The following is a 22,722-nucleotide window of genomic DNA, read 5'->3' on the forward strand; positions in this document are numbered from 1 at the left end:
GCGATGAAGTTTCCCCGGAGAATCATGGCAGCTGTTACGGCTGTGGCAAGTCTGGCGGGCATCATGGCCTTATCCGGATGCGGCGGCAGTGACAGCGCCCAAGAGGAGCATCCTGATTCCATCAAGATCTGGTATTACGAGGAGGATAACGGCGCCCAGGGCAAAGCCTGGAAGCAGGCCATTGCCGATTTCCAGAAGAAGACCGGCATCAAGGTCAACTTCGAGAAGAAGACCTTCGAGCAAATCAGACAAAACGCCAGCCAGATCCTCAACTCTGATGACGCCCCAGATGTGATGGAGTACAACAAAGGCAACGCCACTGCGGGCCTGCTTTCAAGCCAGGGCCTGCTGTCCAACCTCAACGACTACGTCAAGAAATACCAATGGCACAAGAAGATCACCGGATCCTTGGCGGTCCCGGGCCGGTATGACGAGAAGGGCGTCATGGGATCCGGCGACTGGTACGGCATGACCACCTATGGCGAGGAGGTGATGATGTACTACAACAAGGACATGTTCGACAAGTACGGCATCGCCATACCGAAGACCATGCCCGAATTGGAGCAGGCCATGCAAAAGTTCAAGGACAATGGCGTCACAGCCTTGTCCGAGGGCGTGGCTGAATACCCGCTCCAACATCTCTGGTGGCAGTTGGTCCTGCAAAAAGCCGACCAGCGCTTGATCGACGCCTATCAGCGCTACGACGGGAAGGTGGACTGGCAAGGCCCGGCCATGACCTATGCGACTGACACGATCAAGGACTGGGTCAACAAGGGTTACATCAGCAAGGACTCGACGGGTCTCAAAGCCGAGGATGCAGGACAGAACTTCATGAAGGGGACCTATCCCATGCTGTTCTCGGGCTCTTGGTGGTTCGGACGTTTCCAAAGCGATATTCCCAATGTCAATTGGGAGATCGGCCTCTTCCCTGAAACCAAGAAGATCCCCGGCGGATCGGGCAACATCTGGGTGATTCCCGAGCGTTCCAAGAAAAAGGACGCTGCAGCGAAGTTTATCGACATAACGCTGAGCAAAGAGAATCAGAACCTGATGGGCAACTCCGGCGGATTGCCCATTGCAGCAGATCCTGCACAGATAAGCGATCCCAAGAGCAAGGAGCTGATCGCCGGTTTCAACCAGGTCATCAAGGATGATCGTCTGGGTTACTATCCGGACTGGCCTACCTCAACCTTCTATGACGAGCTCAACGCGGGTCTACAGGAGTTGGTCAACGGGACCAAGGACACCAAGGCCGTGCTGACGGAGCTTCAGGGCAAGTATGACAAAGGCGTCGAGACATCGGGGCTGAAAAAGTAGTCAAACCATAGGCCGGCGGGTGCGCTCTTGATACGGCCTCGCCGGCTTCCACCCCGCTGCCATCTGCAGCGGGCCCTGATAGACACATTTTCAGGCTGAGGAGAAACGAACAATGGGATCTCGAAGTGCAAATCCTGCACCGGTCGCTGCCAAGACCGATGAGGAACGCGGGATGTCCAGGATACCGGGCAATCCCTCAAATCGATTCTGGTGGTATCTGATACCGGGGTTGTTGGTTCTTTTATGGATCATCATCGTGCCGGCAATCTGGAACATTTATTTAAGCTTTACCAACTACCGTGGGATACGGCCTCCGCGGTGGATCGGGATTGACAACTGGTCGCGGCTGATCAGGGATGCTACATTCTGGGCTTCTTTCCGCAACTCCATCTGGATGATCGTGGCCATGGTCGTCATCCCCATTCTGATCGGCCTGATTCTGGCCTCGCTGGTCTTCGATGTGGTTCAAAAACGGTTCGGAGCCAAGACCGCTTCAACCATGCGCGCTGTTTACTACTTCCCTCAGCTCCTGCCTATCTCGGTGGCGGCTCTGGTCATGGGTTGGATCTTCCGACCCGAAAACGGCGCTCTCAATGCCATACTCAAAGGGCTGGGGCTGGGACGTTTTCAGCATAACTGGCTGGGATCGCCCGATACCGCCTTGATATTCCTGATGATCATCATGATTTGGATCCAGCTGGGTTATCCCCTGGTCATATTCATGTCCGGTCTGCAGCGTGTCGATCCTGAGCTCTATGAAGCGGCGAGTCTGGACGGGGCCAATTGGTGGCAGAGGTTCAAAGTCATTACCCTGCCGGCAATCAAGCCGGAAATCTTCGTTGTAGCCCTGACCTGCACCATCGCAGCCTTGAAGGTTTTCGCTCCGGTGTACATGCTGACCAAGGGAGGGCCGGGCGACAGCACTATCGTGCCCTCATACTATTCGTACACGCAGTTCTTCCAATCTCAACAGGTCGGCTATGGCGCCGCCATATCCACGGCTCTGACCATCGTGATCATCGTGATCTCTGTCGTTTTCACCAACGTCCAGCAGCGGGTCGAGCAAGAGGACGAGGAGTAACATCATGACAGCTGTAAGCAAGATTCCCAAGGCACGGAAGAATCGGACGACAGGAGATTGGATGATTCTGGCCTTGCTGATCGTCGGCGGACTGATCATGCTCTTTCCGTTTTTTGTTCTTCTGCTGAACGCCTTCAAAACCACGGCGGACTACAACGCCTCAGGTCCTCTTTCCTGGCCGCACGAATTCAGCGCTGTTGGACTGGTGAAATTCTGGACCAGAGTTCGATTCCCGCAGAAAGTCTGGAACAGCGTATGGATTTGTGCACTGGTGTCATTCCTGGCTGTCGGGCTGTCGGTGCTCAACTCCTTCGCTCTGGGCATCGGCCGCGTCAAGGGCAGGCGCTGGATCGTCCTGCTGATTATGCTGGCTAACATGATGCCGCAGGAAGCTCTGCTCTATCCGCTCTATATCATGTTCAAGGCCATGGGCCTATACAACTCACAATGGTCGATCGTCATCATATTCACGGTTATCCAGAGCGCGTTCGGCACCTATCTTCTGTCCAGCGTCTACGGAACCTTCCCCAAGGCCATCTTGGAAGCTGCCACAATCGACGGGGCCAGCCGGTGGAGGATTCTCAAAGACATTGTCTTCCCCATCTCCAAGCCCACGCTGAGTGTCATGCTGGTCTTCTTCTTCATCTGGACCTGGAATGAGTACATGATTCCCATGGCCTTCCTGATTGATAATTCCAAGCAGACGGTGCCCATTGCCATCGCGTCGCTGACCGGAGACAGGCTGATGGATGTGACCACCACGGCTGCGGCCTCGCTGATCAGCATCGTACCTACGCTGATCTTCTATCTGATCTTCCAAAGAACCCTTTCCAAGGGCATTACTACAGGAGCTGTGAAATAACATGAAGTTCACCAATGGATATTGGCTGACTCGGCCCGGTGTCAAGGCTCTCTACGCACGTTCTCCCTATGAACTGTCGGTAGGACCTGATGGGAGGAGCATCGATGTCCTGGCTACGACCAGGGTCGTGACCGGCAGGGCCGACACTCTGAACCTGCCGACCTTCCGGATCCATGCCACCTCGCCGGCTGAAGGGATTATCCGGGTGCAGGCAACCCATTGGAAGGGGACCGGGACCTGTCCGGGCTTCCCTGTGCACGAGCAGGATCCTGATTCCGGATTCGTCAAGGCTACCGCTCAAGGGGCTGGCGACGGCGAGGTCGGAGAGGATGGGGCTTCGGTGACTCTGACCTCGGGCAACCTGAGCCTGACCATGACCAAGGGTCCTGTTTTCGACATGGCCTTTGCCTGCGAGGGCAAGGAACTCACCCATGCCAGGGGCAAGTCTTTGGCAAGGTTCGCTCTGGCTCCCGATGCCGCCGTTAGTACACAACCGGTGGGTGAGTTCGGCGTCGCGCCCACGGCCAGGGCCTATGATGAGTCTCCGGTCTTCACTGCCATGCAACTTGGGCTGACAGTCGGGGAGAGGGTCTACGGCTTCGGCGAAAGATTCGGCCCTTATCTAAAGAACGGGCAGAGCATAGACATCTGGAACGAAGATGGCGGCACAGCCAGCGAGCAAGGGTATAAGGACATTCCCTTCTATATGACCAGCAAGGGCTACGGTGTACTGGTCAACAACCGCGGGCATGTCTCCTTCGAAGTGGCCACAGAAAACACGGAGACCGTGCAGTTCAGTGTGCCTGGCGAAGTTCTGGACTTCTATCTGATCGCCGGTCCGAACCCTGAACGAATCCTGGAGCGATACACGGCCTTGGTGGGTCGTCCGGCCAAGGTCCCCGCCTGGTCATATGGGCTCTGGCTGACCACATCCTTCACCACGAAATATGACGAGGAGACCGTGACATCCATGATTCATGGCATGGCTCAACGGCATATTCCCCTGAGCGTCTTTCACTACGACTGCTATTGGATGAGGGAATTCCACTGGACAGACTTCCAATGGGATCGACGCTTCTTCCCTGACATAGAGGGGACCCTGGGGCGCCTCCACCGGAAGAAGGGGCTGCACGTTTGCGCCTGGATCAATCCATATATCGGGCAGGAAAGTGTCCTCTTTGACCAGGCTGCAGACAAGGGCTACTTGGTTCGCAAGCCCAATGGAGACATATGGCAGACCGATCTTTGGCAGGCTGGCATGGGGTTGGTGGATTTCACCAACCCAGACGCATGCAAGTGGTTCAAGGAGAACGTCAAGCATCTTCTCAAGCAGGGCGTAGATGCCATCAAGACCGATTTCGGCGAGCGTATCCCTGCCGATGTGGTCTGGTTCGACGGTTCGGATCCCGCGAGCATGCATAACTGGTATACGCAACTGTACAATCAGACCGTCTTCAAGGCCATCGAAGAGGTCTACGGAAAAGGGCAGGCTTGCCTGTATGCCCGGTCGGCCACGGTGGGAGGCCAGCAGCAACCTGTCCACTGGGGCGGTGACTGCGAATCCACCTTCAACGGCATGGCGCAGACCCTGCGGGCTGGCCTGTCGTTGGTAAGTTCCGGTTTTGGTTTCTGGAGCCACGATATCGGCGGTTTCGAGGGAGCAAGACCCGACCCTGCCGTTTACAAACGCTGGATAGCGTTCGGTCTGCTCTCCTCTCACTCCAGGCTGCATGGCTCCACTGTCTACCGGGTCCCCTGGCTCTTCGATGAGGAGGATCAGCGCAGGGGAGTGGTCAATCCTCCGGAGCAGACCGCAGTGAGCGTGCTGCGAAAGTTCACCAGGTTGAAGATATCCATGATGCCCTACCTCTACCAGGTCGGACTTGGCGCACACGAGCGCGGGGTCCCGGTCATGCGTTCCATGTTCATGGAGTTCCCTGACGACAGGACGGCACTGGATTGCGACCGCCAGTATATGCTCGGGCCCTCGCTTTTGGTGGCGCCGGTCTTTTCCTACACGGGTGACGTGGAATACTACCTGCCCAAGGGGGTATGGACGGATTGGTTCACTGGCCGGCAGGTGGACTGCCGACAGTCTGGCCAGTGGATGCATGAAAACCATGGCTTCGACACGGTTCCGCTCTGGGTGCGTGATGGCACTGTTTTGGTCACTCGCCCGGGACAGGACTCAACAGAATATGCCTATGGAACCGATTCTACGGTCTCAGTCTTCCTGGCTCACGACGGAAGAGCCAGTGCCACGGTAACCGAGAAAGAAGGAAGCAGCCTTGTCTTCCAGGCGGAACGCTCAGGAAACGCAGTAACCATCACTTCCTCAGACGGGCGAGAATTCACCGGTTGCCTAGGGATGGGCGAGGGCAAGGCTTCCCGGAACGGGCGTCTGGTTCTGTCAGCAGATTGAACAAGTAGGGCTGCATCCGTATAGAAGGCTGTCGGTTTGCCGGCCGGGCCGGATGTTCGCGTAATACCACAGGCAGCCTGACACGGCTCTGAGCTTCGAGCTGAGCAAATGAAAAAGACCGCCCAATGCAGAAGGCGATGCGATGGCCAGCACCGGGTCGCCTCCTGCATTGCACGGGTTCATACCCCCCGCGTTCCTATGGAATGCTCCTGTGGAACACGTTCTATAGTATCACTGTCTGAACCTTTAACGCCACCCGCAAAGTTTCGTGAAATCTACGGTGAGTGATGGTTAATCTATTGTGCTTGGTGATTGATCTTCATGTTTGATCAGGTCTTGAGCACGCATTGGCAGGGCTTGTTCGTATATGCGGACGAGGAAACCTGAGGGTGCGGTCAGAGCGGCCTGCGGGCGGCTGATCCGTCTTGGAAGTCAGCGCCTTGGTGTCTGCAGCAGGGCTGACGATGTGGCTGGGTAGCCGAGGTCCATGGCCATTGACAGGTGGGCTACGATTACGTCAACCAGGGCCGATGTGGCCTCCTGGCGGCTTGTCGCGTTCTGGCTGGCATTAGTCCGTATCGTGCCTGAGGAGCCGTTCAGTTTTCTCCCTACGGTCAGAAGAGTCCGGGCTGTATCCATCTCGATCAGGGCAGGGGTGGGGGCCTGTATTCCGTTGACGGGGTCGGTGCATTCATCGGGGTGGGCCAGCAGATCGGTGGTGGGATAGACGCCCTGCCGGGGATCGTGCTTGGCATTACCGACCAGAATTTGCGCCGCAGCGGTGTGTGCATCGGCTAGGGTTAGCATCCATGCGGCATCCGTCTTGCGGGCCGCGAGGACCGAGAGCTCGAAGCCGGAACGGTCTTCGCCGGTGATGGCCTGATCGGCCAATTCGGCGGGCAGCGCCTTGGCCAGCGGATCCAGCCGCTGCACAGCTTGGACCAGTCTGAGCGTATTCTTTTGGCGGTCGGCCTGTTCGCCGTCCTGGGAGGCCGTCAAAGCCTGGGCTGCGTGTACCGTGGCTTCGTCCAGGCGCGCGGGACAATCGCGGGCCGTCTGAACCCAGGCCTGGGCTCGGCTGTCTGCCTGATCTTTTTGAAGCCGTTCCGACTGCCGGGCTTGCGTCCACGCCTGCTCGCAGGCTGTGGGGCGGAGATTGTCGGGGTCGTGCTGGCTGACATGAACCGCTGAGGGTGCGCATCCTGCGATGGTGACGGCCAGCAGCAGTACACCGATACCGGCTATCATCCGTCGTGCCAGGATCGCTGGCCTACGACTCGCCCACCCTTGGTATTCAGGAACCGGCTGTGTCTGCATGAAAGGCTAGAATAGTAGGCATTGCAGACTAAAAGAAGCGCGGCCTGAATAACTTCATAGGAGGTCTTGACATGGAACTGGACCTGGCTGAAATTCATCAGCTGGCACACGAACAAGGGATTGATGCCGAGACCTTGGATCAAGCACTGAGCGAGGCTCTTCTTCTGGCCTACCAGAAGTCGCCTCACGCAGCCAAACATGCACGGGTGGAGCTGGACGAACGTGCGGGTACTTTTACCATCTGGGCACAGGACGAGATCGCTCGAGAGTCCACCCCAGAAGAGCCTGAACCGGGATATGATCTGGGCGAGGAATACGACGACACACCGAAGGACTTCGATCGACTGGCGGCCTCGACGGCCCGCCAGGTCATCCGCCAGCTCTTCCGCCAGGCCGATGACGAGCGGGTCTTCGGGGCTTTCTCGGGTCAGAAGGGCCATCTGATCACCGGAGTCGTGCAGCAGGATGCCAGCGATCTTGGCAATGTGCATGTGGCTGTAGATAATGTCGAGGCCATTCTGCCCCGCCGCGAGCAGGTGCCTGGAGAGCATTACCGGCACGGCCAGCGGATTCGCGTCTACGTGGTCAATGTCTCCCGTGGGCTCAAGGGGCCGGAAATCATCGTGTCGCGTTCCCACCCGGAGCTGGTTCGCCGCCTCTTTGAGCGGGAGGTGCCTGAGCTGGTCTCCGGTGCGGTCTCCATCATGGCCATTGCTCGTGAAGCCGGGGCCAGAACCAAGATCGCGGTCCGTGCCAACACCAAGGGGGTCAATCCCAAGGGCGCGCTGATCGGCCCGGCGGGCGCTCGCGTCCGTGCCGTCATGGAGAATCTTGGACCTGAGAAGATCGACATTGTGGACTGGTCCAAGGATCCTGCCGAGTTTGTGGCTGCGGCCTTGTCTCCGGCTGTGGTCCGCCAGGTGCAGATCGTCAGCGAGTCCAACCGCACGGCCATTGCCTTCATCAAGGACGCCCAGCTCTCCCTGGCCATTGGCAAAGAGGGCCAGAATGCCCGTCTGGCCGCCAAGCTGACCGGCTGGAAGATTGGCATCGAGTCCGAGGAGGCCCACCAGCAAAAATTGCGTGAGCTGCAGGCGCAAACGGCTTCGGCTGCTGGAGAAGACGCCTGAGAGCAAACATCCGACGACGCGAGTATGCTGGACCCAGTATTCCGAGTCCGGTGGTTCATGCCGTCGGCCCCGGCACAGAGACGAGGTAACACGATCATGGTCGCACGATGAGACAGGATATGTTCGCCGTCATCAAAGAGTGATCGCGCCGGTCATACGCGCGGTCCGGTAAGGAGAAAGTAAGTGCCCAAAGCACGCGTGTATGAGCTGGCCAAGGAATTTGGCGTAGACAGCAAGACTGTTCTGGCGAAATTGAAGGACATGGGCGAGTTCGTCAAGTCCGCATCCTCTACTGTCGAGGCCCCTGTGGTTCGTCGACTCAAGAACGCTTTCCCTCAGAAGGGACAGGGCGACGCTGGTCAGGCCGCTGCACGAAATGCCCGCCCCGGCAGCCCTAATCATGGAGGCGGCCAGGGTCTGCATGGCCGTTCGCAGTCCGGCGGCACCCAGCAGTCCACACCTGGGCCCAAGCCCGGACAGAACCACCGGCCCTCGGACGACGGCGAGGCGCCACGGGGTCAGCAGCGTCCTGGTGGCCGCTTCCCCAAGCCCGGTGCCTCCCAGGGCAGCCGCAACGAGCATGAGCGACGCAACCAGTCCCGTGGGCCCAAGCCTTCAGCCATGGGCAGGCCCGGCCCCCAGGGCTCGCGCAGCAACGGTCGTTCCGGCGGTTCCAACGCTGCGGCGATGCGGCATGGCGCAAGGCCGGGGGCATCCACGCCTCGTCCAGGCAACAATCCTTTCAGCCGCAAACAGGGGATGAAGGCCCCTATGCCTTCGGACATTCCCAGGCCGCATCCTATGGCCAGGCCAACCGTCAACGACTCCCGCAGGGGCCGGGGTGGATTCCGCAACGGTCGTGGTGGCCGATCCGGACAGGGTGCCCGTCCAGGGCAGTGGGGCCATAGCCGTCCAGGTCAGCAGACACATCAGGGCGGCGGCGGTCGTTTCGGCGGCGCTTCGTCGGCGCCCTCAGGCGGCTTCCGCGGCGGTTCAGGCCGTGGTGGTCGCGGTCGCGGCGGCGCTGCTGGAGCATTCGGTCGCCAGGGAGGCAAGTCCTCCAAGGCCCGCAAGAATCGGATGGCCAAGAGGCATGAATTCCAGGAGATGAAGGCACCCGTCATCGGCGGTGTGCGCATCCCCGCGGGCAATGGACGTACCGTCAAACTTCGTCAGGGCGCGACCTTGGCTGACCTGGCCGACAAGATCAATGTCAACCCTGCTGCCTTGGTCACGGTGCTCTTCCACCTGGGCGAGATGGCTACGGCCACCCAGTCCCTGGATGAGGCCACATTCCAAATCCTGGGCGACGAGATCGGGTGGAAGATCCGCATCGTCTCCGCCGAGGAGGAGGACAAGGAGCTCCTTCAGCAGTTCGACATCAACCTGGACGAAGAACGTGAGGACCAGGATGACAAGAACCTGCAGCCCAGGCCCCCGGTGGTCACGGTCATGGGCCATGTCGACCACGGCAAGACCCGGCTGCTGGACACCATTCGCAAGACCAACACGACCACCAAGGAGGCTGGGGGCATCACCCAGCGCATCGGGGCCTACCAGGCCACAGTCACCCTGGACGGGGAGGATCGCAAGATCACCTTCCTGGACACCCCTGGCCACGAGGCCTTTACGGCCATGCGTGCCCGTGGTGCTGAGCTGACCGATGTGGCTATCCTGGTGGTGGCTGCGGACGACGGCGTTATGCCGCAGACCGTGGAGGCCATCAACCATGCACAGGCCGCCCATGTACCCATCGTGGTGGCTGTCAACAAGATTGATGTCGAGGGAGCCAACCCCCAGAAGGTGCGTGGCCAGCTGACTGAGTTCGGGCTGGTATCCGAAGAGTACGGTGGCGACACCATGTTCGTCGACATCTCTGCCAAGCTGGGCACCAATGTGGACAAGCTCCTGGAGGCCGTCCTGCTGACTGCCGATGCAGACCTTGACCTTCGGGCCAACCCTGACATGGACGCTCGCGGCGCCACGGTCGAGGCCCGTCTGGACAAGGGACGTGGAGCTGTGGCCACTGTGCTGGTCCAGCAGGGGACCTTGCATGTGGGCGATGCCATTGTGGCTGGATCGGCCTATGGCCGTGTGCGCGCCATGCTGGACGAGAACGGCCGGCAGATGGATGCTGCCGGTCCTTCCACGCCCGTCCAGGTGCTGGGTCTTACCTCGGTGCCTACCGCCGGCGACCTCTTCCTGGTCGCTCCCGACGACCGCACTGCTCGTCAGATTGCCGAGAAGCGTGAGGCTTCGGCCCGTGCCGCCCAGCTTGCCAAGCGCCGCAAGGTGGTCTCTCTGGAGAGCCTGAAGGAGCAGTTCGCCAAGTCCGAGGTGGATATGCTCAACATTGTCATCAAGGGCGACTCCTCCGGCTCGGTCGAGGCCCTGGAAGACTCCCTGATGAAGATCGAGGTCTCCGACGAGGTCGGGATCCAGGTCATCCACCGGGGCGTGGGCGCTATCACCCAGAACGATGTCAACCTGGCTACGGTCGACAAGGCCGTCATCATCGGCTTCAACGTCCGGCCCAACAGGCAGGTCCAGGACCTGGCCGACCGCGAGGGTGTGGAGATCAAGTACTACTCGGTCATCTACAATGCCATCGAAGACATCGAGGCTGCGCTCAAGGGCATGCTCAAGCCGGAGTACGAGGAGGTCACCACCTCCCACTCCGAGATCCGCGAGATCTTCCGCTCCTCCAAGTTCGGCAACATCGCGGGCGTCATGGTCCAGGACGGCACCGTCAAGCGGGGCACCAAGGCTCGCATTGCCCGCAACGGGGTGGTCACCATCAACGACCTGGAGATCTCCTCCCTGCGTCGGTTCAAGGACGACGTCAACGAGGTGTCCGAAGGCTACGAGGCTGGTATCAACCTGGGCTCCTTCAACGACATCGAGGTGGGCGACATCATCGAGACCTACGAGATGCAGGAAGTGGAACGTAAGTAGGACCTGTCGACCATCCGACCACATGTCGGAGGGTCCATGGCGATCCGCCCCGGTCCGGGTACTTCCCGGCCGGGGCGGATGTCCATGAATGCAAAGATTGGTCATGGACGGTTCGAGAAAGGAATCATGATGGCTGGAAATCCCCGCGCTGTACGCATAGCAGCCCTGATACAACGGGTTGTGGCCTCTGCGCTGGAGTCCCAGATGCACGACAAGCGCCTGGCAGGGGTCACCGTCACTGAGGTTCGGGTCACCAACGATCTGCAGATAGCCAAGATCTACTGGACTCAGCTGGGCCGGTCCGGACACGAGGCCGGGGAACGCAAGCGTGCACAGCAGGCTCTGAGGCAGGCCTCCGGCAGGCTGCGCACCCTTGTCGGTGCTCGGGCCGGTCTGCGGCTGACGCCTACCTTGCGCTTCATCTACGATGAGGTGCCTGCCGAGGCTACCGAGATTGAGGATGTGCTGACCGCGGCCCGTCATCGGGACGAGGCCATGGCCAAGGCGCGAGTCAATGCCAGCTATGCTGGCGACCCCGATCCATATAGGCATGACGATGAAGAAAAGACCGATGAGTCAGGCTCCGTCCCTGACGAACCTGCGGCAGGGGATGCGGATGAAGCCGACCGCTGAGTCGTCGGACGTGATGGATTCTGGCCATGATGAACCGACCTCGGGCATCATCCTTGTTGACAAGCCGAGCGGTGTAACCAGCCATGATGTGGTGGCAGCCGTCCGCTCTGGCCTTGGCATGCGTCGCGTGGGCCATGCCGGGACCTTGGATCCTATGGCTACTGGCCTCCTGGTCGTAGGGTTCGGCCAGGCTACGCGGCTGCTGACGGTCATCGTCGGCCATGACAAAACCTACCGTGCCACCATGCGCCTGGGACTGGGCACCACCACGGACGATGCGGACGGGGATTTGCTGCCGGCGCGTCCTGGAGCTGCGCAGAAGGTGGACGAACTGACAGCCCAGGGTCTGCAGGATTTGATTGACCATTGCTTCACCGGCTGGATCGACCAGGTGCCTGATGCCTTCTCCGCCATCAAGGTCAAGGGCAGACGGGCCTATGACCTGGCTCGCGCAGGCCAGGAGGTCAGGCTGGAGCCCCGCCGCATTCGGATCGTATCCTTCCGTCTGCTTGGTTTTCGCCGTGTAGATCTGCCCGACCAGGGCGCCAGGGTGGTCGATGCGGATGTGGAGGTGACCTGCTCCAGTGGCACCTACATCAGGGCCCTGGCTCGTGACCTGGGCGAGCGGCTGGATCTGGGCGGCTACCTGATCGCCCTAAGAAGGGTTCGTGTGGGCCCGTTCGACTTGGAGGATCCCGACCTGGCGTCCAGGGTTTTGGGCGGTCAGGTGGTCCCTCACACCTACCGGAACCGACAAGGTCAGACGGTTGTTCACAGTCGTATGGTTCCGGACCGCGACCGGCAGGGGATGTTGGATGGCTCTCTAAGTCTGGCGCAGGCGGCACGCATGAGCATGCCTGTCCTGAACCTGGATGCCAATCAGGCAGCCAGGGTGGCTAACGGAGGATTTTTGGATCTGCCTGTCGCCGGGCCCACGGCCGCCCTGGCCGGACCTGAGGGCAGGCAACGCTTGGCTGCCATCCTAGCGCCCAGTTCACGAGGCGGGGCCAAGCCGGATGCGGTCTTCCACCCCGAGGCCTGAGTGTGCAGGCTCGGATTTAGCCCAAGGGTCTTGTCAGGGTGCGACGGCGGGAATACAGTGCTTAAGGAATTATCGGTGCCCGGGTTCGGGGGCCGCCATGACTAAGTGATGGGAAGCGGATGAAGGTCAGCCAGGTCAGCCCGGATGAGTCGGGAATCGTCAGGTGGCCGGGAACCTTGGGGACCCGGCCCAGCGTGGTCACTATCGGTGTCTTCGATGGCATGCATCGGGGTCATCAGGCCCTCCTGCGCCGGGTGGTAGAGTTCGCTGCCAAGGGCCAGGATTGGCCTATGGCTCTGGTCTTCGACCCCAGTCCCAAACTGGTCCACAGCTATGCTGACAGCCATGACATGACTGAACCATCTTTAAGCCTGGTTCACCATGACCCTGACCAGATCATGCCGCTAGATGAGCGCTTGCGGCTGATGGCCCAGCTGGGGCTGGAACAGGCTGTGGTGGTGCGGTACACGCTGGCCTTCGCTGCCAAATCCTATCGGTTCTTCCTCAAGCAGCTTACCGAACAGCTGGCCATGCGCACGTTGGTCCTGGGCCGCGATGCGCAGATGGGCGCAGGGCGAATCGGCGATATCAAGGCCATTGGCGACCTGGCGGACACAGGACTGTTCGATTTGGAAGTCGTGGACGACCAGGGTCCAGGCGATTGCACCCTGCCTAACGCTGACAGCCTGGAGCGACATCGGGCAAGAGCCTGGAGCAGCTCCCACCTTCGGCAGTTGATCCTTGACGGCGATGTGGATGCGGCCCTGGATATTCTGGGCCGGCCGCACATGGTCCAAGGCACGGTGGTCCATGGGGAGCAGCGTGGTCGCCGCTTGGGCTTCCCGACTGCCAACCTTGCTCCCGACAGCCAGGGGATGATGCCCGCAGATGGAGTCTATGCAGGCTGGTTGGTCGACCTGGGTCTGCCTACGGATCCCATGGCGACCTCGGAGTGCCGGGAGGGTCGGCTGGCTCAGGGCTCGCCTTGGCGGATGCCCGCCGCCATCTCCATCGGCACCAAGGAGACCTTCCTGGCCCCAGGCGAGCAGATGCCGAGAATCCTGGAGGCCAATGCCGTCCGGCCGGATTGGGTGGACCTGTACGGTCACCGGGTACGAGTGGAGTTCCTCAGCCGTCTGCGCGGTCAGAGACGGTATGCGGGCGAGGAGCCGCTCAAACGACAGCTGGTCTTGGACGCCGATCGCACCCTGGAGCTGACCAAGGCTTCAGGAAAGGTGTTTTCCGCCAATTGAAAGCTGAAGGTACTCGGGAACTCACAGCCCTCGGAAGTGGCTGAAGAACTCCCTGGTGCGCGGATTCTCCGACTCGTCCATCACCTCTTGCGGCGTTCCGTTCTCAGCGATGACACCGTCCAGCAGCAGAACCACTCGGTTGGCTGCGTGATGGGCGAAACTCATTTCGTGGGTGGCCATGAGTATGGTGGTGCCACCGGCAGTCAGCTCCGAGACCATGGCCAGGACCTCGCCCACCAGCATGGGGTCCAAGGCTGAGGTGATCTCATCCAGCAGGAGTAGTTCCGGGTCGGTCATCAGGGCCCGGACGATGGCCACCCGCTGCTGCTGGCCGCCGGAGAGCTGGTCGGGGTATGCTCCGGCCTTCTTCCTCATGCCGATCCGGTCCAGCAGTTCTAGGGCCCGCTCCCTGGCCTGGTCCTTGGGCATGCCGTGGACCTTGACGGCTCCCAGAGTCACATTTTTCAGGACGTTCATGTGGGGGAAGAGGTTGAATTGTTGGAAGACCACGCCGATTCTGGCACGGCAGGCATCTTGGTCGATCCTGGGATCGGTGATGTCGGTGCCGCCCAGCCAGATCCTGCCGTCGTTGACGGTCTCCAGCAGGTTGATGCACTTCATCAGAGTGGACTTGCCTGACCCCGATGGGCCCAGCAGGGCCACGGTCTCATGAGGCATGATGGTCATGGAGATGCCGCGCAGAACCTTGTTGCCCCCAGGGTAGGTCTTACGTACATCCTCCAAACGGAGTACTGGCTGGTCCTGATCGGCGCCTGCCTGTTCGCTCATACCATGCCTCCGCTCTGTTCGCGCTTGCGCAGCCGGTTGGAATACCAGTCGTTGAGAAGAATGAAGGGGACCGAGGTGGCGATGAAGAGCACCGAGGCCACCACGTAGGGGGTGAAGTTGTAGGAGGTGGCCACGATGATCTGGGCCGCCCTGACCGCGTCGACCGCTCCTAGAACTGAAATCAGCCCCACGTCCTTCTGCATGGAGATGAAGTCGTTCATTAGTGCCGGAGCCACCTTGCGCAGGGCCTGGGGGATGACTACCAGACGCATGGTCTGTCCCGAGGTCAAGCCCAGTGAACGCGCCGAGGCCCTCTGGGAGGGGCCGACGTCCTGGAAGCCGGCCCTCAGGACCTCGGCGATGTAGGCCGAATAGGAGAGGATGATCGCCACGGTGCCCAGCAGGGCTGCCGGGATCCGGTTGAAGATGGCCAGACCAGGGATGCCGAAGCCGATCAGGTAGAGGACCACGATCATGGGGATCCCCCTCATGATCGTGGTGTAGACCTGGGCCAGCACCCGTAGGGGGAAGAGCAGCGGGTTCCGGCTGGTGCGGATCATGGCCAGCAGGGTGCCCAGCAAGGCCACGCCGATGACCGCGAAGAAGAGGACCTCCAGATTGAGCCAGAGTCCCCGAAGGACCTTGGGGAAGGCTTGGGCGAAGTAAGCGCCGGAGAAAAACGACTGCTTGACCCGGGGCCAGCCAGGTGAGGCGTGCAGCCCCAGAGCAATCAGCAGGGCCAGTACAAGCGTGCTGGCGATGCTGACCGCCACTGAGCGCAGATTCTGCCGACGACCGTAGCGTTCCCGTTCCCGTTGAATATCGCTGACCGCGTCTTGTGCCGAGGTGGCCATGAACGACTAGGTTTCCTTTCTTCTCTCAGCCCAGGGTAGGCAGGGAGGTGTAGACATGCAGCCACTGGTTCTGCAGCTTGTCCAAGGTTCCATCCTTCTTCAGGGTGGTGACAGCCTTGGAAGCAACCGGGGTCAGTGTGGAGCCTTTGGGCAGGACTATGCCCATGCCCTCCGGGTCCTGCGAACCCTTGATCTGCCCGAGGATCTTGGCGTTCTTGACCTGCCCGGAATCGACCATGGTCACAGCTGAGGGGGTGTCCACGACAAGCGCGTCGATCTGGTTGGTGTCCAAGGCCTGGGACGAGGCCACATCGTCATTGAAGGTGTCGATGTCAGGCTTGACCAGCTTGTGGGCCATCTCGTAGGAGGTGGAGCCGACCATGGCCCCTATCTTGGCGTCCTTGATCTGGGCAAGGGAGGTGGCAGAAGCGTATGGGGAGTTTTTTCTGGCGACCAGCGACTGGGTGGAGTTGTAGTAGCTGGGAGTGAAGTCCACAGCCTGTCGACGTTCCGGTGTGATGGAGAACTGCTGGATGTTCAGGTCGTAGTCCTTGCTTCCCGGGGCGATGGCGGCATCGAAGGTGGTCCTGATCCAGGTGACGTGCGCCTTGTCGAATCCCATTTTCTCCGCTACTGCATAGGCAACGGCTGCCTCGTAGCCCTTGCCGGATTCGGGCTTGTTGTCCTGCACGTAGGGGGCGTAGGCCGGGTCTCCAGTGGCAATGGTCAGGGTGCCAGGTTTGATGGTCTGCTGGGTGATGTCCTGCTTGGCCGCTGACTGCCCACTGCTGCTCGACGAGGAGCCGCAGGCCGCGCCGACCATGAGCGTGACTGTCGTGAGTACGGCCGCCGTCAGCCTGCGTAAGGTTTTCCTGGTGAAGATGGTCATGCTGATCTGCTCCTCGTGACGATGGGTGTCGGTCTTCCAGCGACTCCATCCTAGTCTGGCAGGTTAACGAGTCTGCAGGTGAGCGCCATAGGGTGCGATAGGGCCCTGCGGCCACCGGGCTCAGACCAGCCCCAGGGCGTCCAGTGCCTCGGCCAGATAGTTGACCTCGACCACTTCCAGTCCCTGGATGGGCTTTCGGGCTCCTGAATGCCGGTCGGGCGGGACCAGTGCCCGGGTGAATCCCAGTCGAGTGGCCTCCTGCAGCCGGTGATTGAGTTGAGGCACTGGTCTGACCTGTCCGGTCAGCGATATCTCGCCCATGGCACAGGTCGTGCGCTGGATGGGTCGGGACTTGGCTGCACTGGCCAGGGCGGCCACGATGGCCAGATCACATCCGGGTTCCTTGGCCAGCCCGCCGGCGATGGTGGACACATACAGGTCCCGTGTCAGCAGGTTGACGCGACCGTGGCGGTAGAGCACCGCAGCTAGCATGGCCAGACGGTTGGCGTCGATCCCGTTGGTGTTGCGCCTGGGCGTGGGCAGGACAGACGAAGTAACCAAGGCCTGGATCTCGATGGGCAGGCTGCGGTGGCCGTCCAAGGTGAAGGTCACACAGGTGCCCTCAACCTCTTGCCCGGTCGTGGACAGGAAGAGCCCAGTGGGATCGCTGACCTCCTCAATGCCCTGCTCGCCCATGTCGAAGCAGCCAACCTCGTCGGTGGGGCCGAAACGGTTCTTGACGGCTCTCAACAGGCGTAACGCGGTCTGGGAATCGCCCTCGAACTGGCAGACCACATCGACCAGATGCTCCAGGGTCCGCGGCCCGGCGATGGAGCCGTCCTTGGTCACGTGGCCAACCAGGAGGATGGGGATGTCGTGCGATTTGGCCATGTCGATCAGGCTGATGGCCACCTCGCGTACCTGGGTGGAGCCCCCGGAGATGCCGTCAACCTGGCTGGAGACTATGGTCTGGGCGGAGTCCACAATGGCCAGTGTCGGCTTCTCGCGCTCGATCAGCCCAAGCACCGTGGCAAGGTCGGTCGTCGAAGCCAGCAATAGTGGGTCCTTGAGCGCTCCCACCCGACTGGCCCGCATCCGCACCTGGGCCTGGGACTCCTCGCCTGACAGATAGAGCACCTTGCCTTTTCCGCCTCCCCGGTCGGCCACGCGGCCGGCGGTCTCCAGCAGGAGGGTGGACTTGCCTATGCCCGGCTCGCCGGCCAAGAGGATGACTGACCCGGGCACGATGCCTCCGCCCAGGACCCGGTCGAATTCCTCGAATCCTGTGGGAATGCGCTTTACCTGGTCCGTGCCTACCCGGGTGATGGGCCGGGCCAGGCCTTTCTTAGGGGGCGCAGGTGCCGTATGGCTGCCGCCGGAGGTGGACAGACCCCCGCCTGCACCTACGAGACGGGCTTCATGGAATTCCTCGATCGTTCCCCACTGGCCGCATTCCGGGCAGCGTCCGAACCATTTGCCGCCGGTCCATCCGCACTCCGTGCACACATATTGCGTCGTCGTCTTGGCCATACCTGCACGCTATCGGGATTCAGGGACGATGAGCTGGGCTTTTACGGCATCTTCGCAGTGCCGACACCCTGCCCATGAGAGAATGGAGACATGGCTGACAATCCTTCTGCATCCGTGTCCTCTTCCTCTGACTCCTCCGCGCATGCCAGGCAGCGCCGTCGACGGATCGGTCTGGTCATCGCCCTTGCAGCGGTGGTCGTCCTAGTGCTTCTATCGGCCTTCGTCTGGCCTCACTGGGCGGTGCGCAGCCAAGAGTCCGTCACCCAGGACTCGGCTTCCGCTTCCTCTCAACCCCCGCAAGCCAGCAGCCCCAAGGCCACGGCGGCGCCCCTTCCTGATTCGGCTTCCGAGTTGCTCAAGGCCATGCCTGATACGGTGGGCGAGTTCGCCCGCGTCAAAGCGGATTCTGACAGCGAATGGAGCACCCGTACGCCTATCGAGGAGTACAACCTGGTCTACTCCACCGGCAGGTCGGGCGGGGATGTGAGCCTCCACCTGGCTCAGTGGTCCAGGAGCGAAGATGCCAAGGCGCTCTATGACAGCCAGTCCACGGGCATGTCCGGCAAGGAGCTGGCCTCGGGCAATGTTCGCAGCGGCGGCACGGTCACCGGATCCTACCTGGAGAAGGCGGATGGCAGCGACGAGCACAAGGCATTGGTCATCTGGCAGAATGATACGGTGGTCTTCCGCGCTCAGGGCCAGCGGGCTGCACTGGAGGCTTTCTACAAGGCCTTTCCGCTCTAGTCGTCCCGTAAGCGGTGTAGAATAAGCAAGTTGGACACTTCCAGGTAACTAAGGATCGGAGGCTCGGATGGGTTCTGTCATCAAGAAGCGCCGCAAGCGGATGAGCAAGAAGAAGCACCGCAAACTGCTGCGCAAGACTCGTCACCAGCGCAAGTAGCTTTATGACTTTGGCCCTCAGGGCCGACGAAGCCCCCCGCATCGAATGGACGCAGGGGGCTTCATGCATATCATCGCCGGTCATCGTGGCCAGCCGGATACTTCCAGCCAGGATGCGGGATGATAACTGATGCTCACTTGTTGGCGTTGGTCATGACCCGGGGCCCGTTGGGATCGCCCACGATGACCGTGTCGACCATGTTGAGGAAGAGGCCGTGTTCAACGACTCCCACGGTGGTGATCAGGTCTTGGGCCAGATCCTGTGGGTGATCAATCCGCTCCAGATGCAGATCAATGATGTGGTTGTGCTCGTCTGTCAGAACCGGCTGCCCTTGGCCGTCCATCCGCAGGACAGGGTTATAGCCGCGTTCCTTAAAGCGATCCAGGACGTGGCGCTCGCCGAAGGGGATGACCTCCACGGGCAGGGGGAAGCGGCCGATGGTGTCGACCACCTTGGACTCGTCCACGATCCAGACGATCCTTCGAGAGTTGACGGCCACGATTTTCTCCCAGAGCAGGGCTGCGCCGCCGCCCTTGATGCCGTTGAAGTCCCTGTCGACCTCGTCGGCCCCGTCGATGGTGACATCGATGTGATCCACCTGGTCGATGTCGACGATGCGGATTCCATAGCCTTCAGCCTGTTCCTTGGTCCGCCGGGAGGTGGTCACGCCGGTGAACTCCAAACCCTCTTCCTTCACGCGCCGTCCCAGTTCATCCACGAAGAACCGAACCGTGGATCCGGTGCCCAGCCCGGCGGTCATGCCGTTCTCGACCAGCTTGGCTGCTTCGATGCCGGCGGCCTTCTTCAGTCTGTCCTGCTCGGTCTTGTCCATACACGCTCCTTCATGCCCGCATGCGCTTAACAGCTGATGTCTGCGGGTCTTGTTGGTTCAGGTTCACTCCAGTTTAGACGATGGCCCCTGACGGTCCAGAAGCCGCTTAATCCTCCACTTCGATGGCATGCAGGCGGAAAGGCGCCTCCTGGATGGTCACGAAGCCGTCAGGGTCAATGTCCGCATCTATATCGATGCTGCCGACGATATGCAGGTCCTGTCCCGTGAACATGCTGCTGCCGGAAGGAGGCGGCGTGATGCGGATGCGACCGCTGGCTCTCAGTCCCCGGGCCCCGGAGTCCTTGGTCTCCTGGTCAGCTGCATCGGCGTCCGAGGTGCCCTTGAAAGCCGGCCCGAGTTCGTCTTCCTGACCATCGGTTAAGTCGGGGTCGGGCATGCCATTGATGGCCTCGGGCTTCGCATCATCGTCTGCATCAGCTGTTGCTTCTACAGATTCGGCCTGCTCGGGATCCACAGCCTGGGACTCGACGGCGGTTTCGGCTAGATCTTTCTGCTCTTCCTGGTCCAGGCGAACCTTCTTGCGGCCCAGCTCGTCCAGAACTCGGGGTCCTGCGTCCAGCTCCTCCTTGACTGCGGGCGGTACCTGCGTGCCTTTGGCATAGGGGGAGGCCAGCAGCGAACGCCAGCCTTCGATAGGAAGACAGCCTTCCCGGTCGCCCTTGCCTGCAGCTGTGGCGTAGCCGCGGGCCAGGGTGTCCACTTTCTCGTTGAATGTGTTGCCGGCGTGGCCCTTGACCCAGACAAACCTGACCGATCCCGCCCGTGCCTGGATCGCCTGGTCGATGGCTTCAATAAGCGGGCGGTTCTTGACCGGCTTGCCCTGGGAGTTCTTCCACCCTTTCTTTCTCCACCCGGGCACCCAGGTGGTGGAGCAGTTGATGGCGTATTGGGAGTCGGTTTCGATGACCAGCGGGCGCTCGCCTGGGTGGGCGCGCAGGGCCTGCAGCACGGCGCACAGTTCGCCAATCTGATTGGTGCCGTTGCTGGCGCCGCCTGCATCTGCGTCGCCGCCCTGGTGATCGGCCCAAGCCCAACCCATGGGGCCATTGGGATTGCTCAGTGCACTGCCGTCGGTGGAGACGACCAGATTCTTGTCATTGGTCATAGTTTCAGTTTAAACAGGAAAATAGAGAACCCCCGCCCCAGCGATGACTGTCGCGGAGGAGGGCAGGGGTCTTGTCTGAAGCTCAGCCCAGAGCCTTGGTGACCACCTGGTCGGCATCGTCCAGAACCTGATCCAGGGTCTCAGGGGAAACGAAGGATTCGGCGTAGACCTTGTAGATGTTCTCGGTGCCGGAGGGGCGGGCGGCGAACCAGTTGTTCTCGGTGGTTACCTTGATGCCTCCGATTTTGGCCCCATTGCCCGGGGCCTCGGTCAGCTTGGCAGTGATGGGCTCGCCCGCCAGGGTGGAAGCCGTCACATCGTCGCCGTTCAACTGAGCGAACTTCTGCTTCTGCTCCAACGTGGCAGGGGTGTCCACTCGCTTGTACCAGCTTTGGCCGAAGCGTTCCACCTGCTCCTGGTGGAGCTGAGCCGGATTCTTTCCGGTCTTGGCTGTGATTTCGGCAGCCAGGAGGTCAGGGATCAGCCCGTCCTTGTCCGTTGTCCAGACACGGCCGTCTCTGCGCAGGAAGCTCATCCCGGAGCTCTCCTCGCCGCCGAAGGCCACCTCGCCCTTGAAGAGGGGGTTGACAAACCACTTGAAGCCTACAGGCACCTCGATCAGCCTGGCGCCGATGGAGGCAGCCACGCGGTCGATCAGGGAGGAGGAGACCAGGGTCTTGCCGATGCCGGCACCTTGGGGCCATCCGGGTCGGTTGCCCGAGAAGAGGTATTCCGCGCAGACGGCGATGTAGTGGTTGGGGTTCATAACGCCGGTTCCTGGACAGACGATGCCATGCCGATCGGCATCCGGATCGGTGCCGCCCACCAGGTCGTAGGAGTCCCAGGCCCCGGCGTTGAGGCGATCAACCAGACCCTTCATGGCATAGGGTGAGCTGGGATCCATGCGGATTTTCCCATCGTGGTCAATGGTCATGAACCGCCAGGTCGGATCCACCTCTGGGTTGACGATGCCGATGTTCAGGCCGTACTTTTCATTGATCAGCGGCCAGTAGTTGACCGAGGCGCCGCCCAGCGGATCGATGCCCAGACGCACCCCGGAAGATCTGAGCAGATCAAAGTCGATGACATTGCCCAGATCAGCCACGTAGTGTTCCCGGTAGTCGAAGCGCTCCACGAGGTCGGATTTAATAGCATCCTCAAAGGGAATCCGCTTGACCCGCTTGTAGTCGCCCAGAAGCTCATTGGCCCGTTGCGCTATGGCGTTGGTGGTTTCGGCCGAAGCCGGACCGCCTGTGGGCGGGTCATACTTGAATCCGCCGTCAGTGGGTGGGTTATGAGAGGGGGTGACCACGATGCCGTCAGCCAAATCCTTGCCGGAGAAGCGTTGGGTGCCGTCGGCCGCCCGGTTGTGCGTCAGGATGGCCTGGGAGACGGTGGGTGTGGGCGTGTAGTCATCATTGGCGTCAATGCGCACCCGTACCCTGTTTGCTGTCAGGACCTCAATGGCCGTCTTCCAGGCGGGCAGGGAGAGGGCGTGGGTGTCGCGGCCCAGGTAGAGCGGTCCGGTGGTCCCGTCCTTGGCTCGCTGTTCGGCTATGGCCTGGCTGATGGCCACGATGTGGGCCTCGTTGAAGGAGGTTGTCAGGGCGGAGCCACGATGCCCGGAGGTGCCGAAGGACACGCGCTGGGAGGGGATGGAAGGGTCGGGGATGAGATCGTAGTACCTGCCAATCAGATCGTCGACGTTGATCAGATCTTCTGGGCTGGCAGGCCTGCCCGCGTTCTGTGCTGTCATGGCTCCCATCATGCCACCCCGGCATGAGAAAGC

At 60.9% G+C, this 22,722-nt stretch carries 19 protein-coding genes; 11 read left to right on the forward strand and 8 right to left on the reverse strand.

The genetic code is table 11. The features are described from left to right. Positions 1–3 precede the first annotated feature (3 nt). From J3T92_RS01665 to yicI, 4 genes are all read left to right on the forward strand, one after another. Complete coding sequence (locus J3T92_RS01665; protein WP_267399407.1) at positions 4–1,317, forward strand: ABC transporter substrate-binding protein; 1,314 nt, start codon at positions 4–6, stop codon at positions 1,315–1,317. A gap of 112 nt (positions 1,318–1,429) precedes the next feature. Then, positions 1,430–2,398: a carbohydrate ABC transporter permease gene (locus tag J3T92_RS01670; protein ID WP_024626773.1), complete on the forward strand. Its 969-nt coding sequence runs from the start codon at positions 1,430–1,432 to the stop codon at positions 2,396–2,398. A 4-nt stretch (positions 2,399–2,402) separates the two neighbouring features. Then, on the forward strand, positions 2,403–3,260 hold the full coding sequence (locus J3T92_RS01675; RefSeq protein ID WP_267399409.1) for a carbohydrate ABC transporter permease: 858 nt from the start codon (positions 2,403–2,405) through the stop codon (positions 3,258–3,260). A 1-nt stretch (position 3,261) separates the two neighbouring features. Continuing rightward, positions 3,262–5,682 carry an alpha-xylosidase gene (gene yicI, locus J3T92_RS01680; RefSeq protein ID WP_267399410.1) on the forward strand — a complete coding sequence of 807 codons (2,421 nt, stop codon included), beginning with the start codon at positions 3,262–3,264 and terminating at the stop codon, positions 5,680–5,682. A gap of 432 nt (positions 5,683–6,114) precedes the next feature. On the opposite strand, the gene J3T92_RS01685 is transcribed toward yicI, so the two are convergent. Beyond that, positions 6,115–6,930, reverse strand: coding sequence for a hypothetical protein (locus tag J3T92_RS01685; protein WP_267399411.1), 816 nt, complete (start codon positions 6,928–6,930; stop codon positions 6,115–6,117). Positions 6,931–7,070: 140 nt separating this feature from the next. On the opposite strand from J3T92_RS01685, the gene nusA reads away from it, so the two are divergent. The 5 genes from nusA to ribF all read left to right on the forward strand — a co-directional run bounded on the left by nusA (position 7,071) and on the right by ribF (position 14,012). After that, the gene (gene nusA, locus J3T92_RS01690) at positions 7,071–8,129 is read left to right on the forward strand and encodes a transcription termination factor NusA (RefSeq protein ID WP_267399412.1); all 1,059 of its coding nucleotides are present in this window, start codon (positions 7,071–7,073) and stop codon (positions 8,127–8,129) included. Positions 8,130–8,312: 183 nt separating this feature from the next. Next, positions 8,313–11,084, forward strand: a complete 2,772-nt coding sequence (gene infB / locus J3T92_RS01695) for a translation initiation factor IF-2 (protein ID WP_267399413.1) — start codon at positions 8,313–8,315, stop codon at positions 11,082–11,084. Between the two features lie 129 nt (positions 11,085–11,213). After that, positions 11,214–11,717 (forward strand): 30S ribosome-binding factor RbfA, encoded by a 504-nt coding sequence (gene rbfA / locus J3T92_RS01700; protein ID WP_220237454.1) that lies wholly within the window; start codon positions 11,214–11,216, stop codon positions 11,715–11,717. Between the two features lie 13 nt (positions 11,718–11,730). After that, the gene (gene truB / locus J3T92_RS01705; RefSeq protein WP_267400220.1) at positions 11,731–12,759 is read left to right on the forward strand and encodes a tRNA pseudouridine(55) synthase TruB; all 1,029 of its coding nucleotides are present in this window, start codon (positions 11,731–11,733) and stop codon (positions 12,757–12,759) included. Positions 12,760–12,878: 119 nt separating this feature from the next. Then, the gene (ribF, locus tag J3T92_RS01710) at positions 12,879–14,012 is read left to right on the forward strand and encodes a bifunctional riboflavin kinase/FMN adenylyltransferase (protein WP_220236239.1); all 1,134 of its coding nucleotides are present in this window, start codon (positions 12,879–12,881) and stop codon (positions 14,010–14,012) included. Positions 14,013–14,033: 21 nt separating this feature from the next. Here ribF and J3T92_RS01715 read toward each other — a convergent pair whose 3' ends face one another. From J3T92_RS01715 to radA, 4 genes are all read right to left on the reverse strand, one after another. Further along, a complete protein-coding gene (locus tag J3T92_RS01715; RefSeq protein WP_220236238.1) occupies positions 14,034–14,801 on the reverse strand; it encodes an amino acid ABC transporter ATP-binding protein in 768 nt (255 codons plus the stop codon). After that, positions 14,798–15,655 (reverse strand): amino acid ABC transporter permease, encoded by an 858-nt coding sequence (locus J3T92_RS01720; protein WP_220236237.1) that lies wholly within the window; start codon positions 15,653–15,655, stop codon positions 14,798–14,800. Before J3T92_RS01720 ends, J3T92_RS01715 begins: the two co-directional genes overlap by 4 nt. A 25-nt stretch (positions 15,656–15,680) precedes the next feature. Next, the gene (locus tag J3T92_RS01725) at positions 15,681–16,544 is read right to left on the reverse strand and encodes an ABC transporter substrate-binding protein (RefSeq protein ID WP_416378893.1); all 864 of its coding nucleotides are present in this window, start codon (positions 16,542–16,544) and stop codon (positions 15,681–15,683) included. 120 nt (positions 16,545–16,664) lie between these two features. Beyond that, a complete protein-coding gene (gene radA, locus J3T92_RS01730; protein ID WP_267399414.1) occupies positions 16,665–18,074 on the reverse strand; it encodes a DNA repair protein RadA in 1,410 nt (469 codons plus the stop codon). 90 nt (positions 18,075–18,164) lie between these two features. On the opposite strand from radA, the gene J3T92_RS01735 reads away from it, so the two are divergent. Next, positions 18,165–18,818, forward strand: coding sequence for a hypothetical protein (locus J3T92_RS01735; protein ID WP_267399415.1), 654 nt, complete (start codon positions 18,165–18,167; stop codon positions 18,816–18,818). Positions 18,819–18,885: 67 nt separating this feature from the next. Continuing rightward, on the forward strand, positions 18,886–18,975 hold the full coding sequence (locus J3T92_RS01740; RefSeq protein WP_004268639.1) for a 30S ribosomal protein bS22: 90 nt from the start codon (positions 18,886–18,888) through the stop codon (positions 18,973–18,975). A gap of 133 nt (positions 18,976–19,108) precedes the next feature. Here J3T92_RS01740 and rpiA read toward each other — a convergent pair whose 3' ends face one another. The 3 genes from rpiA to pgm form a co-directional block, all read right to left on the reverse strand. Beyond that, positions 19,109–19,807, reverse strand: coding sequence for a ribose-5-phosphate isomerase RpiA (gene rpiA, locus J3T92_RS01745; protein ID WP_267399416.1), 699 nt, complete (start codon positions 19,805–19,807; stop codon positions 19,109–19,111). Positions 19,808–19,913: 106 nt separating this feature from the next. Next, the gene (locus J3T92_RS01750; protein ID WP_267399417.1) at positions 19,914–20,933 is read right to left on the reverse strand and encodes a ribonuclease H family protein; all 1,020 of its coding nucleotides are present in this window, start codon (positions 20,931–20,933) and stop codon (positions 19,914–19,916) included. A gap of 82 nt (positions 20,934–21,015) precedes the next feature. Next, entirely contained in the window at positions 21,016–22,689 is a 1,674-nt protein-coding gene (gene pgm, locus J3T92_RS01755; protein ID WP_267399418.1) for a phosphoglucomutase (alpha-D-glucose-1,6-bisphosphate-dependent), read from the reverse strand. Between the last annotated feature and the right edge of the window lie 33 nt (positions 22,690–22,722).

The sequence above is a fragment of the Bifidobacterium sp. B4081 genome (assembly GCF_026537335.1).
Lineage (GTDB): Bacteria > Actinomycetota > Actinomycetes > Actinomycetales > Bifidobacteriaceae > Bombiscardovia.